General features: G+C 68.2%; 13 protein-coding genes. All 13 read right to left on the minus strand.

All coding sequences use genetic code 11. The features are described from left to right. Nucleotides 1-73: 73 nt before the first annotated feature. The 13 genes from rpoB to rplL all read right to left on the minus strand — a co-directional run bounded on the left by rpoB (nt 74) and on the right by rplL (nt 15,560). Nucleotides 74-3,562, minus strand: coding sequence for a DNA-directed RNA polymerase subunit beta (rpoB, locus tag ABEA34_RS08175; protein ID WP_345520750.1), 3,489 nt, complete (start codon nt 3,560-3,562; stop codon nt 74-76). Nucleotides 3,563-3,785: 223 nt separating this feature from the next. Continuing rightward, nucleotides 3,786-4,568: a J domain-containing protein gene (locus ABEA34_RS08180; RefSeq protein WP_345520751.1), complete on the minus strand. Its 783-nt coding sequence runs from the start codon at nt 4,566-4,568 to the stop codon at nt 3,786-3,788. Beyond that, on the minus strand, nt 4,565-5,161 hold the full coding sequence (locus ABEA34_RS08185; protein WP_345520752.1) for a hypothetical protein: 597 nt from the start codon (nt 5,159-5,161) through the stop codon (nt 4,565-4,567). Before ABEA34_RS08185 ends, ABEA34_RS08180 begins: the two co-directional genes overlap by 4 nt. Beyond that, complete coding sequence (locus ABEA34_RS08190; protein ID WP_345520753.1) at nt 5,158-6,429, minus strand: MCE family protein; 1,272 nt, start codon at nt 6,427-6,429, stop codon at nt 5,158-5,160. The genes ABEA34_RS08185 and ABEA34_RS08190 overlap by 4 nt, the downstream gene beginning before the upstream one ends. An 11-nt stretch (nt 6,430-6,440) precedes the next feature. Then, nucleotides 6,441-7,862, minus strand: coding sequence for an MCE family protein (locus ABEA34_RS08195; protein ID WP_345520754.1), 1,422 nt, complete (start codon nt 7,860-7,862; stop codon nt 6,441-6,443). Continuing rightward, complete coding sequence (locus tag ABEA34_RS08200; protein WP_345520755.1) at nt 7,859-8,983, minus strand: MCE family protein; 1,125 nt, start codon at nt 8,981-8,983, stop codon at nt 7,859-7,861. Before ABEA34_RS08200 ends, ABEA34_RS08195 begins: the two co-directional genes overlap by 4 nt. A 1-nt stretch (nt 8,984) precedes the next feature. Next, nucleotides 8,985-9,950, minus strand: coding sequence for an MCE family protein (locus tag ABEA34_RS08205; RefSeq protein WP_345520756.1), 966 nt, complete (start codon nt 9,948-9,950; stop codon nt 8,985-8,987). Between the two features lie 61 nt (nt 9,951-10,011). Then, nucleotides 10,012-11,046, minus strand: coding sequence for an MCE family protein (locus ABEA34_RS08210; protein WP_345520757.1), 1,035 nt, complete (start codon nt 11,044-11,046; stop codon nt 10,012-10,014). Continuing rightward, the gene (locus tag ABEA34_RS08215) at nt 11,043-12,344 is read right to left on the minus strand and encodes an MCE family protein (RefSeq protein ID WP_345520758.1); all 1,302 of its coding nucleotides are present in this window, start codon (nt 12,342-12,344) and stop codon (nt 11,043-11,045) included. The genes ABEA34_RS08210 and ABEA34_RS08215 overlap by 4 nt, the downstream gene beginning before the upstream one ends. Before the next feature lie 4 nt (nt 12,345-12,348). Continuing rightward, complete coding sequence (locus tag ABEA34_RS08220; RefSeq protein ID WP_345520759.1) at nt 12,349-13,176, minus strand: MlaE family ABC transporter permease; 828 nt, start codon at nt 13,174-13,176, stop codon at nt 12,349-12,351. A gap of 5 nt (nt 13,177-13,181) precedes the next feature. Then, on the minus strand, nt 13,182-13,967 hold the full coding sequence (locus ABEA34_RS08225) for an MlaE family ABC transporter permease (RefSeq protein ID WP_345520760.1): 786 nt from the start codon (nt 13,965-13,967) through the stop codon (nt 13,182-13,184). A gap of 15 nt (nt 13,968-13,982) precedes the next feature. After that, nucleotides 13,983-14,936: an ABC transporter ATP-binding protein gene (locus ABEA34_RS08230; RefSeq protein WP_345520761.1), complete on the minus strand. Its 954-nt coding sequence runs from the start codon at nt 14,934-14,936 to the stop codon at nt 13,983-13,985. A gap of 234 nt (nt 14,937-15,170) precedes the next feature. Beyond that, nucleotides 15,171-15,560, minus strand: coding sequence for a 50S ribosomal protein L7/L12 (gene rplL, locus ABEA34_RS08235; RefSeq protein WP_345520762.1), 390 nt, complete (start codon nt 15,558-15,560; stop codon nt 15,171-15,173). Nucleotides 15,561-15,609: the final 49 nt, after the last annotated feature.

Here is a 15,609-nt window from a genome sequence, read left to right on the forward strand (position 1 = left end):
AGCTTTGTGGACTGATCTCCCCGGGAGACCCGGCCGGCGGCCGTGACCGCCGGGCCGGGTCCTCGTGGGGTGGTCAGACTTCTTCGACGGAGCTGGGCTCGCGGCGGGACAGGTCGATGCCGAGCTCCTCGGCGGCGCGGAAGACGTCTTCCTCCGCGTCGCGCATCTCGATGGCCGTGCCGTCCTGCGACAGCACCTCCACGTTGAGGCAGAGCGACTGCATCTCCTTCACGAGAACCTTGAACGACTCGGGGATACCGGAGTCGGGGATGTTCTCGCCCTTCACGATGGCCTCGTAGACCTTGACGCGACCGGGCACGTCGTCGGACTTGATCGTCAGCAGCTCCTGCAGGGCGTAGGCGGCGCCGTACGCCTCCATCGCCCAGACCTCCATCTCGCCGAACCGCTGGCCGCCGAACTGGGCCTTACCGCCCAGGGGCTGCTGCGTGATCATCGAGTAGGGGCCGGTGCTGCGGGCGTGGATCTTGTCGTCCACGAGGTGGTGGAGCTTCAGGATGTACATGTAGCCGACCGAGACCGGCTCCGGGAACGGCTCGCCGGAGCGGCCGTCGAACAGGTCCGCCTTGCCGGTCGCGTCGATCATCCGGACACCATCCCGGTTGGGGTTGGTGGCACCGAGCAGGCCGGTGATCTCGTCCTCGCGGGCGCCGTCGAAGACCGGGGTCGCAACCCGGGAGTTCGGCTCGGCCTTGTCCGCGTGGATCTTGATCAGGCGCTTCTTCCAGTCCTCGTCCTTCGGACCGTCGTGCAGGTTGAGGTCCCAGCCCTGCTTCGCCAGCCAGCCCAGGTGGAGCTCGAGGATCTGACCGATGTTCATCCGTCGCGGGACACCCAGCGGGTTGAGGACCACGTCGACCGGGGTCCCGTCCTCCATGAACGGCATGTCCTCGATCGGCAGGATCTTCGCGATGACGCCCTTGTTGCCGTGACGGCCGGCGAGCTTGTCACCCACGGAGATCTTGCGCTTCTGCGCGACGTAGACGCGGACCAGCTGGTTGACGCCCGGCGGCAGCTCGTCGCCCTCTTCGCGGTCGAAGACCCGGACGCCGATGACCGTGCCGGACTCACCGTGCGGCACCTTCATCGAGGTGTCGCGCACCTCGCGCGCCTTCTCACCGAAGATCGCGCGGAGCAGGCGCTCCTCGGGGGTCAGCTCGGTCTCGCCCTTCGGCGTGACCTTGCCGACCAGGACGTCGCCGGTGTTGACCTCGGCGCCGATGCGGATGATGCCGCGCTCGTCGAGGTCGGCCAGCATCTCCTCGGAGACGTTGGGGATGTCCCGGGTGATCTCCTCCGGCCCGAGCTTGGTGTCGCGGGCGTCGACCTCGTGCTCCTCGATGTGGATCGAGGTGAGGACGTCCTCCTGCACCAGACGCTGGCTGAGGATGATCGCGTCCTCGTAGTTGTGGCCCTGCCACGGCATGAACGCCACCAGCAGGTTGGTGCCCAGCGCCATCTCGGCGTCGTCGGTGCACGGCCCGTCTGCGACGGGGCTGCCCACCTCGACCCGGTCACCCTCGGAGACCAGCGGACGCTGGTTGATGCAGGTGCCCTGGTTGGAGCGCTTGAACTTGGCCAGCTTGTAGGTCGTGTAGGTGCCGTCGTCGTTCATCGTCTCGATGAACTCGGCGGACACCGCCTTGACCACACCGGCGTCGGTCGCGACGACCACGTCGCCGGCGTCCACCGCGGCGCGGTACTCGATGCCGGTGCCGACCAGGGGCGAGTCGCTCGTGATGAGCGGCACGGCCTGGCGCTGCATGTTGGCACCCATGAGCGCGCGGTTGGCGTCGTCGTGCTCGAGGAACGGGATCAGCGCGGTCGCGACCGACACCATCTGGCGCGGCGAGACGTCCATGTAGTCGACGTCCTCGGGCAGGACCTCGGAGACCTCACCGTCGCGCTGGCGGACCAGCACGCGCTCCTCGGAGAAACGACCCTTGTCGTCGAGGCCCGCGTTGGCCTGCGCGATGACGTACTTGTCCTCGTCGTCGGCGGTCAGGTAGTCGACCTTGTCGGTGACCTTGCCCTTCTCGACCTTGCGGTACGGCGTCTCGACGAAGCCGAACGGGTTGATCCGTCCGTACGACGCGAGCGAGCCGATCAGGCCGATGTTCGGGCCTTCCGGGGTCTCGATGGGGCACATGCGGCCGTAGTGCGACGGGTGGACGTCGCGGACCTCCATGCCGGCGCGGTCGCGGGACAGACCACCCGGGCCGAGCGCCGAGAGCCGACGCTTGTGCGTCAGGCCGGCGATCGGGTTGGTCTGGTCCATGAACTGCGAGAGCTGCGAGGTGCCGAAGAACTCCTTCAGCGCCGCGACCACGGGCCGGATGTTGATCAGGGACTGCGGCGTGATCGCCTCGACGTCCTGCGTCGTCATCCGCTCGCGGACCACGCGCTCCATGCGGGCCAGGCCCGTGCGGAGCTGGTTCTGGATCAGCTCGCCGACCGTGCGCATGCGCCGGTTGCCGAAGTGGTCGATGTCGTCGGCGGCGACCTCGAGCGCACCCTGCGGCGACTCGACCTCGGTCTGGCCGTCGTGGAGCGCGACGATGTAGCGGATCGCGGCGACGATGTCGCTGACGGTCAGCGTCTGGTGGTCGAACGCCTCGACGAGGCCCAGCTTCTTGTTGACCTTGTAGCGGCCGACCTTCGCGAGGTCGTAGCGCTTCGGGTTGAAGTAGTAGTTGTTCAGCAGCGTCTGCGCAGCCTCACGCGTCGGCGGCTCGCCGGGACGGAGCTTGCGGTAGATGTCGAGCAGCGCGTCGTCCTCGCCCTGGGTGTGGTCCTTCTCCAGGGTCAGCTCGATCGACTCGTACGCACGGCCGTCGGTGCTGTTGGGGTCCGCGAACTCGCGACGGATGTCCTCGATGGTCAGGCCCAGGGCCTTGAGGAGCACCGTGACGTTCTGCTTGCGCTTGCGGTCGAGCCGGACGCCGACGAGGTCGCGCTTGTCGATCTCGAACTCGAGCCAGGCACCGCGCGACGGGATCAGCTTCGCGGTGTAGATGTCCTTGTCGGACGTCTTGTCGGCGGTCCGCTCGAAGTAGACGCCCGGGGACCGGACGAGCTGCGAGACGACGACGCGCTCGGTGCCGTTGATGACGAAGGTGCCCTTCGGCGTCATGAGCGGGAAGTCGCCCATGAAGACCGTCTGGCCCTTGATCTCACCGGTGTCGTTGTTGGTGAACTCCGCAGACACGTAGAGCGGTGCGGAGTAGGTGAAGTCCTTCTCCTTGCACTCGTCGACCGTGTACTTCGGGTCGTAGAAGACCGGGTTCTCGAACGAGAGCGACATCGTCTCGGAGAAGTCCTCGATCGGCGAGATCTCCTCGAAGATCTCGGTCAGACCGGACTTCCGGGAGACGTCCTCGCCAGCCTCGAGACGACGCTCGACGACAGCATCCCAAGCGGCGTTCCCGACCAGCCAGTCGAAACTGTCGGTCTGGAGCGAGAGGAGCTGCGGGACTTCGAGTGGCTCTGAGATCTTTGCGAAAGAGATGCGGCGGGGGTTACCAGAGGTGGTGCGCGCGGCCAAGAGGTGTCCTTCGACGGTTACGCTTGAGATCGGCGTCGACCCACCACAAAACCAGCCACCGGGCAGGCTGGAGAGCATTTGAGAGCGGACGCAAAGGAACAGGCTACCGCACGCAGGCAGCCGCCACAAACCCCGGTTTCAGATCACTCCTACGACACAGGGTGGCGTTGGCGACGATCATGAACTCCCGCGGCGGCCAGGTCAAGCACCGCGGCGCCGCGGTTCAGGTGTCGAGGCCCGAGACGAGCCAGTCGCCGTCGACCCGCTCCATCGTCACGGTGACCCAGTTCTTGTAGACGACCGGCTGCTTGTCGGCCTTGTTGGTCCGCGACTGGTCGACCAGGAGGAAGACCTGCACCCGGTCGTCGTCGGCCCGCACCACGCCGGAGCTGACCAGCTTGGCCTTGACCACCGTGCCGGTCGACGGGGCGTTGGCGGCGATCACGCCGTCGAAGAGCTTGGCGTACTCCTTGCGGTAGGCGCCGGTCAGGTAGCCCTCGGCCGCGGCCTTCGAGTCGTCCAGGTGCGCGGCGTCGTACGACAGGATCGGCACGATCGCGCGCTCGGCCGCCGACCGGGCCGAGGCAGAGGCCTGGTCGACCGACCGGTCCGAGGGCACCGTGGCCGCGACGACGACGGCCGCGCCGGCGATCAGCAGGGTCACGACGGCGACGCCCACCAGCAGCCATCCCGGGACGAGGCGCGGCTGGCGGGTGACAGCGGCCGTGGTGGTGGTCGTGGTCTCGGCCGCAGGCTCGGGCTCGAGGTCGGGCTCGGGGTCGGGCTCCGGTGGGGCCGGCGCGATCTCGGCGTCGTACGCCGCCCGCCGCTGCGGGTCCAGCAGCACCTCGGCCGCCTGGTTGAGCAGCGCGAAGCGACGGTCGGTCGGGTCGAGGTCGGCGATCGCGGCACGCCAGGCGGCCCGGACCTCGTCGGCGGAGGCGTCGGGCGCGACGCCGAGGAGGTCGTACCAGCTCGGGCTCTGCGGGCTCGCGGGGCTGCTCACTGGCCCTCCTCCGCCTCGACGGGGGCGTAGTCGTCGACCAGCCAGGTGTCGCCGGAGCGGACCAGGTCGACCTTCCACCGCAGCACGTCGGGGTCGGACGCGACCCGCTTCGCTGCGTCCTTCGGGTGCTGGGGGTCGGGATAGCTGCTGGTGAAGCCGCCCGCGACGATCGCCGTGGCGGAGTCGGCGTCGACGGACTCGACCCCGACGCCGTACACCTTGGCGGTGCGGCCGTAGCCGGCCTGGGCGACCGTCTGCTCGGCGATGGGAAGACCTTGCTTCTCGAAGTCGGCCGCGAACTTCGGCGTGATCACGCCGGTCACCTGCTTCTGGTAGTCCGGCAGGTGGCCCTGGGCGTCGAGGTCGTCGGGGCCGTAGGTGTTGAGGCGCAGCACGAACTGCTCCGTCTGGCGCAGGACGGCGTCGCGCTCGGACTGCACCTCGTCGGCCGCACCGCGGCGCTCGGCGAGCAACCAGACCAGCGTGCCGGCGGCGGCGAGCAGGGCGATCACGAGGATCCCGAGCAGCGCCAGGCGGAACCGGCCGTTGGGCGCGTGCGGGGTCTCCTCGGGCGCTGCGTCCGCGTCGGTCATCCCTGGCTCTCGGTCAACGGCTGGAGATAGAGCCATTTCCACGTGTCCTCTCCAAAGCTCTCAGGTGCCAGCGTGCCAGGCTGGGCACTGGCCGCGTCGACGCGGCTGCCCCAGTGGAGCTTGCCGGTGTCGCGATCGTAGGAGGCGACGACCGGGGCGCGGTAGGACGCCGGCGCGCGCTTGAGGTTCTGGATGCCCCGCGGGTCGCTCTTCGTGGGCGGCTCGGTGCAGCCGGCCTTGGTGTTCATGGGCCGGTTGCTGCCGTCCTGCGGCGGGCGGGTGTCGGTGCTCTCGTAGCCCTGGTGGCAGACCGGGTTGTCGGTGATGATCAGGCCGAAGTGCGCGTCGTACAGCCCGGTGTCGGGAGACTTGTCCACGACGGTGAAGCCGCCCTCGACGACGTACGGGTAGATCACCAGGATCTGCTCGATGCCGGGCAGGTGCTTGACGATCACGTCGCCGGTCGTCACCAGGTTGTTGAGGAGCTCGGCGAGGTCGACCTTGTTGTCCTCGAGGAAGGTGCGCAGCTGGGTCGCGGTCGCCGAGCCCTGGTCGATGATCTCGCGCAGCGCCTTGTCGGACCCGGCCAGCGAGCCGCTGAAGAGGCTGAGCTGCTGGGCGAAGGTGCGGATCGCGCTCGCCTTGTCGGACTGCGTCTGGAGGACGGTGTTGCTGTCGCGGATCAGCGCGGTCGTGGTGTCGAAGTTGGCGTCGGCCTCGTTGATGAACGCGTTGCCGGTGTCGATGATGCGCTGCAGGTCGGCCCCGGTGCCGGCGAACGCCTGGCCCAGCTCGTCGACCGTCGTCGCGAGCGAGTCCTTGTCCACGGACTCGACGGTGTTGGTGATGTCGGCGAGGAACTTCTCGGTCGCGATCGGCGTGCGGGTGTCCGCCATCGCGATCTCGGAGTGCTCCTTGAGGTACGGCGCCTTGTCGGTGCGGGGCTGGAGCTCGACGTACTGCTCGCCGACCGCGGACCGGTTGCCGACCACCGCGAGCGTGTCGGCGGGGATGTCCTGGTCGGAGTTGTTGATGTCGAGGTAGGCGTCGACGCCGTCGTCGGTGAGGACCAGCTTGCCGACCGAGCCGACCTGGACGCCTCGGTAGGAGACCTCGCCGCCCTCGTAGATGCCACCGGAGCGCTCGAGGTGGGCGACGACCGTGTAGTGGTCGTCGAAGAAGATCCGGTCCAGACGGGCGTAGCGGGCACCCACGTAGCTGACGCCGAGGAGGGTGATCGCGACGAAGACGAGAAGCTGGAGTCGCACGCGGCGGGTGATCATCGGGTGCTCACCATCCCGGGGACGAGCAGGCGGACGAGGGCGGGGTCGAAGGTGCGACTGAGGTCTCGGAACGTCGGGCCGCGCGACGACTGGGCAGGCCCGGTGGGCGCCCGACCGACGCCGAGCAGGTCGCCGAGGACCGGTACCGACGGCTGCGCGCCCGGCAGCCCGGGCAGGTCCGGCAGTCCCGGGATCTGGGCGAGGGCCTTGCAGACGGCCGAGTCCCGGTTGCGCGGCTTGAGGCAGGCCTCGCGCAGCTTGGTGAGGCCCTCGAGGGTCCTCGTGAGCTTCTTGCAGGGCTTGCTGTTCAGGTCTCCGCTGGCGAGGCACCGCGTGAGCAGGTCGACGACCTTCGTCGGGTCGAGGTCGCTCGGGAGCAGGGTCGGGAGGCCCGTCGGGGCTCCGGAGACACCGCCGGACAGGTCGAGGTCGAGCTCGACCGACAGGTTGGTGTAGTCGCCCATGTGGAGGTTGCGCGCGACCTGCGGGTCACGACCGACGACCTCGTCCACGAACGGGTAGGTCAGGAACACGTTGAACGACTTCACGAAGTTGTCGCCGGAGTTGGCCAGCTCGGTGAGGACCGGGTTGAGCTGCTTCAGCGACTCGACGGTGCCGACCTTGGAGGCGTTGATGACCCGGACGCCGACCGAGCTCAGGTTGTCGAGGGCCTTCAGCATCTTGACCAGGTCGCCGCGCTGCTTGTCGAGCGACGTGAGCGCGCTGGGGAGCTCCTCGAGCGCCGCGTCGATCGATCCCTGCTGGGTGCGGACCGACTTCGCGAGCCGGTTGACCGACTCGATGGCGGTGACGATGTCCGCCTTGTTGTCGTCGAGCTGGGTCATGAACTTGCGGATCTGGACCAGCACCGAGCGGGTCGCGCCCTCCCGGCCGTCCAGCGCCTTGTTGACCTCGCTGGCGATCGTCTTGAGCTGGGCGACACCGCCGCCGTTCAGCACCAGGCTCAGCGCGCCGAGCACCTCCTCGACCTCCGGGTTGCGTCCGGTCTGGTCGAGCGAGAGCGTCGCGCCGTCGGCGAGGGTGCCCTCGGGCGCCTCGTCGGTCGGCGGCCCCAGGGACACGAACTTCTCGCCGAGCAGGCTGGTCTGGCGGATCTCGGCGACCGTGTTGGCCGGGAGCTCGACGTCCTTGCGCACGTCCATCGTGACCACGGCGTGACCGTCGTCGAGCGTGATGTCGGTGACCTGGCCGACGCTCACGTCGTTGACCTTCACCGTCGTCTTCGGGACGAGGTCCAGCACGTCGGCGAAGTCGGCCGTGACCGTGATCGCGTCGTCGCCGACGTCGGTGCCGCCGGGCAGCGGCAGCTTGTAGACGTCGAGGTCGCAGCCGGTCAGCAGCAGGGCAGCGGCCAGGGCCGCGACCAGGGCGCGCAGGGCGGTACGGGGCCGGGTCATCGTCCCGCCTCCACGAGTCCGCCGAGGGTGGCGTCGTACTTGTCGGTCGACGTCCTCCCGTTGGGTGCCGAACGACCGAGGGCCTGCTTCACCAGGTCGCACAGCGCACCGGAGTCGTCGGCCTGGCCGACGATCCCGCAGAGGAAGGTCGACGGGTCGCTGGTGATCTGGTTGACGGTCTCGCCGAGGTTGGCGTTGGTGTCGAGAGTGCCGGCCTCGGGGTTGTAGGTCAGCGCGAGGTTGTTCAGCGCGAGCGGGGCCGAGTCGAGGATCTGGTCGAGCTCGGAGCGGCGCTTCACGAGCACCTTCGACACCCGGTTGAGGCCCTTGATGTTGCGGCCGAGCACGGCACGGTTCTCCTTCACGAAGCTCGACACCTGGCCGAGCGCCGTCGCCAGGTTGCTGAGCGCCTCGGAGAGCTCGGTCCGCTCGCCGGACAGCATCTCCGACACGTTGGCGAGCGAGTCGTTGAACTGGCGCACGGTCTTGTCGTTGGTCGCCAGCGTGCCGATGAAGCCCTCGAGCTTGCGGGCGGAGCCGAACAGCTCCTCCTTGTTGTCGTCGAGGGTCTTGCTCAGCTTGCTGAAGTTCTTGATCGTGGTGTTGAACTTCGCGCCCTGCCCGCCGAAGTTGGCAGCGGTCGTCTCGAGGAGGTCGGTGAGCGCACCCTCCTTGTTGGCGCCGGTCGGGCCCAGCGCGACCGTGAGGTCGTCGATGCTCGAGTAGATCTGGTCGAGCTCGAGCGGCACCGCCGTCTGGTCCACGGTCATCGTCGCGCCGTCGGCCAGCACGGCTCCCCCGGTGTAGACCGGCGTGAGCTGGATGTACCGGTCGCCGACGACCGACGGCGCGATGATCGCCGCCTTGGCGTCGTCGGGGACCTTCACGTCGGCGTCGTAGTGCATGGTGACGACGACGTCGGTGCCCGACGGCGTGACCTTGTCCACGGTCCCGACCGGGACGCCGAGGACGCGGACGTCGCTGCCCTCGTAGATCGAGATGGTGCGCGGGAAGTGGGCGGTCAGCGTCTTGGTGTCGTCGCCGCGGAACATCGTGAACGCCGCCGCGATCAGGAGCAGCACCAGCACGGCCGGCACGGCGACCCGCTTCAGCGTGGCCATGTCAGCCACCCACCTTCGGGGCCGGGGGCATGTTCTGGATGTAGGTGTCGAACCACGGGCCGTTGCCGAGCGTGCTCGCGAAGACCCGGTAGAACGGCGCCATCAGCCGCAGGCTGTTGTCGAGGTTGTCCTCGTTCTTGTTGAGCACCGCCACCACGTTCTCGAGGTGCTCCAGCGCCGGCTTCAGGTCGGCGCGGCTCTGCCGGATCAGCGAGGTCAGCTCCTTGGACAGGCCGCTCGTCGACACGAGCAGGTTGTGGACCGCCTCGCGGCGTGCCACCAGCGCTCGGAACAGCACGTCGGAGTCCTTCATCAGCCCGACGATGTCCTCGTCGCGGTCGTCGAGGACCGTCGAGACCCGGTCGAGGTTCTTGAGCAGGGTGTTGATCTGACCGTCCCGCTCCGCGATGTTGGCCGAGAGGGCCGACACCCCGCTCAGGGCGTTCTTGAACTCCTCAGGGGTGTTGCGGGTCAGGTCGGCGAGCGTGCCCAGCGACTTCGCGAGCTGGTCGGTGTCGATCTTGTCGGACGTCTCGGCGAGACCCGAGAAGGCGTCGACCACGTCGTACGGCGAGCTGGTGCGCTCGACCGGGATCTCCGCGCCCTTCGCGAGCTGGCCGGAGCCGGCGGGCTCGAGGGAGAGGTACATCGCCCCGAGCAGCGTCTTGACCTTGATCGCCGCGTGGGTCTCCTTGCCGAAGCCGGAGCCCGACTCGATCCGGAAGGTGACCTTGACGTGGTCGCCGTCGAGCCCGACGGACTCGACCTTGCCGACGCGGACGCCGGCGATCCGGACCTCGTCGTTGGCCTTGAGGCCACCGGACTCGGAGAAGGCGGCGTAGTAGGTGTCGCCGCCGCCGATGACCGGGAGGTCCTGGGCGCGGAAGGCGGCCATCACCAGCAGGACGACGGCGGCCAGGCTGACGGCGCCGATGATCACGGGGTTGCGCTCGCGGAACGGCTTCATCGGGGTCCCCTCGAAGCTGTTCGGGGGAGCGACGCGGAGGAGAAGAACGTCGTGGGGTGATTCATCCGAGATCACACCTGTCGCTGCCGGCGTTGTAGTCGACCGGGGCGGACACGCCACCCGGCAGCCGCACCCGACCCTGGAAGTGGCAGAGGTAGAAGTTGAACCACGAGCCGTACGTCGCGGTGCGGCCGACCTTGTTGAGCTTGATCGGCAGCACCTGCAGCGCCCGGTCGAGCTCGGCCTTGCCGCTGTCGAGGTTGCCGGCGAGGCGCCGCAGCTGCTTGATGTCGCCGACGAAGGGCTCGCGGATCCCGGACACCAGGTCGGCGGTCTGGACGGACAGCTCGGAGATGTCGTCGAGCGAGCCGAGGATGGCCTCGCGGTCGTCCTTGAGGCCGCCGACGAACGTCCGGAAGGTCGTGATCAGCTGGCTGAGCTGGTCGTCGCGGTCACCGATGTGGTCGAGCACCTCGTTGAGGTTGTCGATCAGCTCGCCGATGACCTGGTCGCGGCTGGCCAGGGTCGAGGTCACCGAGGCGGTGTGGGACAGCAGGCCCTCGAGCGTGCCGCCCTCACCCTGGAAGACCTGGATGATCTCGTAGGAGAGCTGGTTGATGTCGGCCGGCGACAGCGCCTGGAAGAGCGGCTTGAAGCCGTTGAAGAGGACGGTCAGGTCGAGGGCCGGGGTGGTCTGCGCGACCGGGATGGTGTCGCCCGGCTCGAGCTCGCCGGTGTCGCCGATCTCGTCGGACAGCGAGATGTAGCGCTGGCCGACGAGGTTGCGGTAGCGGATCGTGGCGTGCGTGGCCTTGCTGAGGGTCTCGGTCTTGTCGACGCTGAAGGTGACCCGCGCTCGGGTCCGGTCGACGACCTCGACACCCTTGACCGTGCCGACCTTGACGCCGGCGATGCGGATGTCGTCGCCCTTGACGACGCCGGTGGCGTCGACGAAGACGGCGCGGTAGTCGTTCTTGGCCGTGAACGAGATGTTGCCGATCAGCACGACGAGCACGGACGTCGCCAGCGTCGTGACGACGATGAACACGAGCAGCTTGACCAGGTCCGAGGTCGTACGGCGGTCGAGGAGCTTCATCGCAGCGACACCTCCGCCCCACGGGCCATCGGACCGAGCAGCAGCACGCCGAGGTCGGGTACGTCGGAGTCGCTCACGCCGAGCGCAGGGCCGAGCAGCGAGCGGAGGAGCGCGGTCTCCTCGGCGCTTCCGGGTGCGCTGGTGCGGAAGCTGGCGTTGGGCGCGACCCGGCTGGTGCCCTTGCCGGTCGGCTCGTCCACGCCGTCGTTGAAGTTGGGCTGGTGCCGCACGGGGTTGGACTGGTTCCACGGCGGGTTGGGCAGGTGCAGGCAGTTGGGACCACGGTTCTCGCCGAAGCGAGGGGTGTCGCCCGCGTTGTAGGCCCGGGGCTGGTGGGGCAGCGTCTCGAGCACGATGTGCAGCGTGAAGCCGCGGAACGCCTCGGCCTGGAGCTTGCCGGCGTTGACGATGCCGCGGGTCAGGCAGTTGTACTCCGGGGCGTACTTCGCGAAGACCCGGAGCTGCTGCTGGCCGACCTCGCTGAGCCGGATCAGGTTGTCGCCGTTCTGGTCGAGGAAGTCGGTGGCGGTGTCGGAGAACGCGGACACGTCCTGGAAGAGGGCGTGCAGCTTCTTCTCGCGTCCCTCGAGGGTGCCCGTGGTGACGACGGTGTCGTCGAGGATCTGGGCGATCTGCGGCATCACGTCGGCGTAGTTGTCGGAGACCTGCGAGGTGAGGCGGAGGTCCTCGACGAGCTTCGGGATCTGCGGGTTGATCCGCTTGAGGTAGCTGTTGAGGGTCTCGATGTTGTCGCCGAGCTGGTCGCCGCGGCCGTCGAGCGCGGTCGCCAGCGCGTTGAGGGTCTGGTTGATCTGGGCCGGCTGCACGGTGCGCAGCAACGGGTAGAGGTCGGAGAGCACCTCCTCCACCTCGGTGGAGACGACCGTGCGCTTGATGGTCGCTCCGGCCTCGATGTGGTCGGTCTCGGGCTTGTCCGGCACCACCAGCGCGACGTACTTCTCCCCGAAGAGGGTCTTGGGCACGATCGACCCGGTCACGTCGGCGGGGATCGAGTCGAGCTGATCGGGGAAGATCCCGAGGGTCAGGTCGGCGCCGTCACCCGCGCCGTTGGCCTTGAAGTCGAGCACCTCGCCGACGAGGACGCCGCGGATCTTGACGTCCGCGCGCTCGGGGAGCTGGAGACCGATGGTGGAGGTCTGCAGGGTCACCTTGTCGTAGTCGGTGTACTTCTTCGTGAAGATCGCGTAGGTCAGGTAGACCCCGGCGACGAGCAGGCAGAGGAAGACGATGCCCATCACCTTGGGCAACGAGGCGCTGCCGAGCGAGCTGCGAGCCATGCCGTCACCCACCGATCCGCACGGTGGTGGTCGCGCCCCAGATCGCCATCGACAGAAACAGGTCGATCACGTTGATCGCGACGATGCTGGTGCGCACCGCACGGCCCACGGCGACGCCGACCCCGGCCGGACCGCCGGAGGCGTTGTAGCCGTAGTAGCAGTGGATCAGGATGACGGTCACCGCGAAGACCAGCACTTTGCCGAAGGACCAGAGCACGTCGCCCGGCGGCAGGAACTGGTTGAAGTAGTGGTCGTAGGTGCCGGTGCTCTGACCGAAGAACTGGGTGACGGTCAGCCGGGTCGCGAAGTACGACGACAGCAGGCCAACCACGTAGAGCGGGACGATCGCGATCAGACCACCGATGATGCGGGTCGTCACGAGGAACGGCAGCGACGGGATCGCCATCACCTCGAGGGCGTCGATCTCCTCGGAGATCCGCATGGCGCCGAGCTGGGCGGTGAAGCCGCACCCGACGGTGGCGGCGAGCGCGATGCCCGCGACCAGCGGGGCGATCTCGCGGGTGTTGAAGTAGGCGGAGACGAAGCCGGAGAACGCCGAGGTGCCGAGCTGGTTGAGCGCGGCGTACCCCTGCAGGCCGACCTCGGTGCCGGTGAAGAAGCACATCGCGGTGATGACGCCGACGGTGCCGCCGATGACGGCCAGGGCACCGGAGCCGAGGGTGACCTCGGCCAGGATGCGCAGGATCTCCTTCTTGTAGCGACGGATCGTGCGCGGGGTCCACGCCAGCGCCTTGACGAAGAAGAGCAGCTCCGCGCCGAGGTTGTCGAGGAACCGGGCGGGTCGCTCGTAGACGGCCTTCATGTTCGCCATCGCCGTCAACCGGTCTTTGGTGGGACGAGCTGGAAGTAGATCGCGCTCATCACGAAGTTGACGATGAAGAGGAGCATGAAGGTCACGACGACCGACTCGTTGACCGCGTCGCCGACGCCCTTCGGGCCGCCGGCGGCGTTCATGCCCTTGTAGCAGGCCACGACCGCGGCGATCAGCCCGAAGACGAGCGCCTTGAGCATGCCCTGCCAGAGGTCCGGCAGCTGGGCGAGCGCGGTGAAGCTCGCTATGTAGGAGCCTGGGGTGCCGTCCTGCAGCACGACGTTGAACACGTAGCCGCCGGCGACGCCGACGACGCTGACGAGGCCGTTGAGGAAGAAGGCGACCAGCATGCAGGCGAGGACGCGGGGTACGACGAGGCGCTGGATCGGGTCGATGCCGAGCACCATCATGGCGTCGAGCTCCTCGCGGATCTTGCGCGCGCCGAGGTCGGCCGCGATCGCCGAGCCCGCGGCACCCGCGATCAGCAGGGACGTCGCGATCGGTCCGGCCTCACGGACCACGGCGAGCACGGCCGCGGAGCCGGTGAAGGACTGGGCACCGAACTGCTTGATCAGGCCACCCACCTGCAGGGCGATCACGGCGCCGAACGGGATCGCGACCAGCGCGGTCGGGATGATCGTCACGGACGCGATGAACCAGGCCTGCTGGATGAACTCGCGCATCTGGAACGGGCGGCGGAAGAGCCCGCGGCCGACGTCGAGGCCGAAGGCGAAGAGCTTGCCGGCGGTCCCGACGGGCGCGAGGACGCGCTGAGCGGTCGAGGAGGACATCAGGTCACGCTGCCGTCAGCCACCGGTGACCATGGACATGTTCTCCGCGAACGAGCCGGGGGGCGGGGTGACGTTGTTGTCGCGGCACCAGCCGCCGGGCTCGCGCTGGCTGCGCCGCGGGATCCCGTTGGAGGGCTCGAGCTGCAGCGGGATCGGCGGCAGCGGGGGCATGACGAAGCCCTTCTCGGCCTCGAGCTCGTCGGCGTCCTTCTCCTCGGACATGCCGATCGGGCCGACGGTCTGGGCGTTGAGGAACTGCCGCACCACGGGCTCCTCGGACGACAGGAGCATCTCGCGCGGGCCGAACATCGCCAGGTGCTTGTGGTAGAGCAGCCCGATGTTGTCGGGGACCGTGCGGGCGGTGTTGATGTCGTGGGTGACGATCAGGAAGGTCGCGTCGATCTGCGCGTTGAGGTCGATGAAGAGCTGGTTGATGAACGACGTGCGCACCGGGTCGAGGCCCGAGTCGGGCTCGTCGATCAGCAGGATCTCGGGGTCCAGGACCAGCGCGCGCGCCAGGCCGGCGCGCTTGCGCATGCCGCCGGAGATCTCGCCGGGCAGCTTGTCCTCGGCACCGACCAGGCCGACCAGGTCCATCTTCTCCATGACGACGTCACGGATCTCGGACTCGGACTTCTTGGTGTGCTCGCGGAGGGGGAAGGCGACGTTGTCGAAAAGGTTCATCGAGCCGAACATGGCGCCGTCCTGGAACAGCACCCCGAACAGCTTGCGGATCTCGTAGAGGTCCTTCTCGGAGCAGCTCGCGATGTCCGTGCCCTCGATCATGATCGAGCCCTGGTCGGGCTTGAGCAGGCCGATCAGGGCCTTGAGGAAGACGGACTTGCCGGTGCCGGACGGGCCGAGCATCACGGAGACCTCGCCCGCGGGGATGGTCAGCGAGACGTTGCCCCAGATCAGCTGCTTGCCGAACGACTTGCTGAGGTCGTCGACCTTGATCTCCACACCCATGAGCGTCCCTGTCCCTCTCGTCGCCGCACGCGCCATGGCGCGTCCGGACCGATCCCCGACTCCCTGCGGTAACAACGCGGCCGAACCGGCGAAGTTACGCGCGGGTTTCCTTCCCGATGTGACGGCGGATACACCTGCCCGAGGGCGCAGGTCTGGACCGTTGCCGAAATGACACGAGGGGCGGTCACCTCTCGGTGACCGCCCCTCGTGGGGTGCAGCTCTAGGACAACAACGTCACTTGACGGTGACGGTGGCGCCGGCGGCCTCGAGGGCCTCCTTGGCCTTGTCCGCGGCGGCCTTGTCGACCTTCTCGAGGATGGCCTTCGGGGCGGCCTCAACGAGGTCCTTGGCCTCCTTCAGACCGAGCGAGGTGAGGCCGCGCACCTCCTTGATGACGTTGATCTTCTTCTCGCCCGCGGACTCGAGGATGACGTCGAACTCGTCCTGCTCGGCAGCGGCCTCGGCGCCCGCGCCACCGCCGGCGGCGGGAGCAGCGGCAACGGCGACCGGAGCAGCGGCGGTGACGCCGAAGGTCTCCTCGAACTGCTTCACGAACTCGCTGAGCTCGATCAGGGTCATTTCCTTGAACGCGTCGAGCAGCGCGTCGGTGGTGAGCTTCGCCATGGTGGCGGTTCCTTCCATTCGGTGGTCCGGTGGACGAGGTGGTCGTCCG

Source organism: Nocardioides conyzicola (assembly GCF_039543825.1).
GTDB lineage: Bacteria > Actinomycetota > Actinomycetes > Propionibacteriales > Nocardioidaceae > Nocardioides > Nocardioides conyzicola.

Bases quoted from the DNA above. Each gene is read 5' to 3' on its own strand.
- ABEA34_RS08225 (WP_345520760.1), bottom strand. From the start codon at position 13,967: ATGTCCTCCTCGACCGCTCAGCGCGTCCTCGCGCCCGTCGGGACCGCC.
- ABEA34_RS08195 (WP_345520754.1), bottom strand. From the start codon at position 7,862: ATGACCCGGCCCCGTACCGCCCTGCGCGCCCTGGTCGCGGCCCTGGCC.
- rplL (WP_345520762.1), bottom strand. From the start codon at position 15,560: ATGGCGAAGCTCACCACCGACGCGCTGCTCGACGCGTTCAAGGAAATG.
- ABEA34_RS08230 (WP_345520761.1), bottom strand. From the start codon at position 14,936: ATGGGTGTGGAGATCAAGGTCGACGACCTCAGCAAGTCGTTCGGCAAG.
- ABEA34_RS08215 (WP_345520758.1), bottom strand. From the start codon at position 12,344: ATGGCTCGCAGCTCGCTCGGCAGCGCCTCGTTGCCCAAGGTGATGGGC.
- ABEA34_RS08205 (WP_345520756.1), bottom strand. From the start codon at position 9,950: ATGAAGCCGTTCCGCGAGCGCAACCCCGTGATCATCGGCGCCGTCAGC.
- ABEA34_RS08220 (WP_345520759.1), bottom strand. From the start codon at position 13,176: ATGGCGAACATGAAGGCCGTCTACGAGCGACCCGCCCGGTTCCTCGAC.
- ABEA34_RS08200 (WP_345520755.1), bottom strand. From the start codon at position 8,983: ATGGCCACGCTGAAGCGGGTCGCCGTGCCGGCCGTGCTGGTGCTGCTC.
- ABEA34_RS08210 (WP_345520757.1), bottom strand. From the start codon at position 11,046: ATGAAGCTCCTCGACCGCCGTACGACCTCGGACCTGGTCAAGCTGCTC.
- ABEA34_RS08185 (WP_345520752.1), bottom strand. From the start codon at position 5,161: ATGACCGACGCGGACGCAGCGCCCGAGGAGACCCCGCACGCGCCCAAC.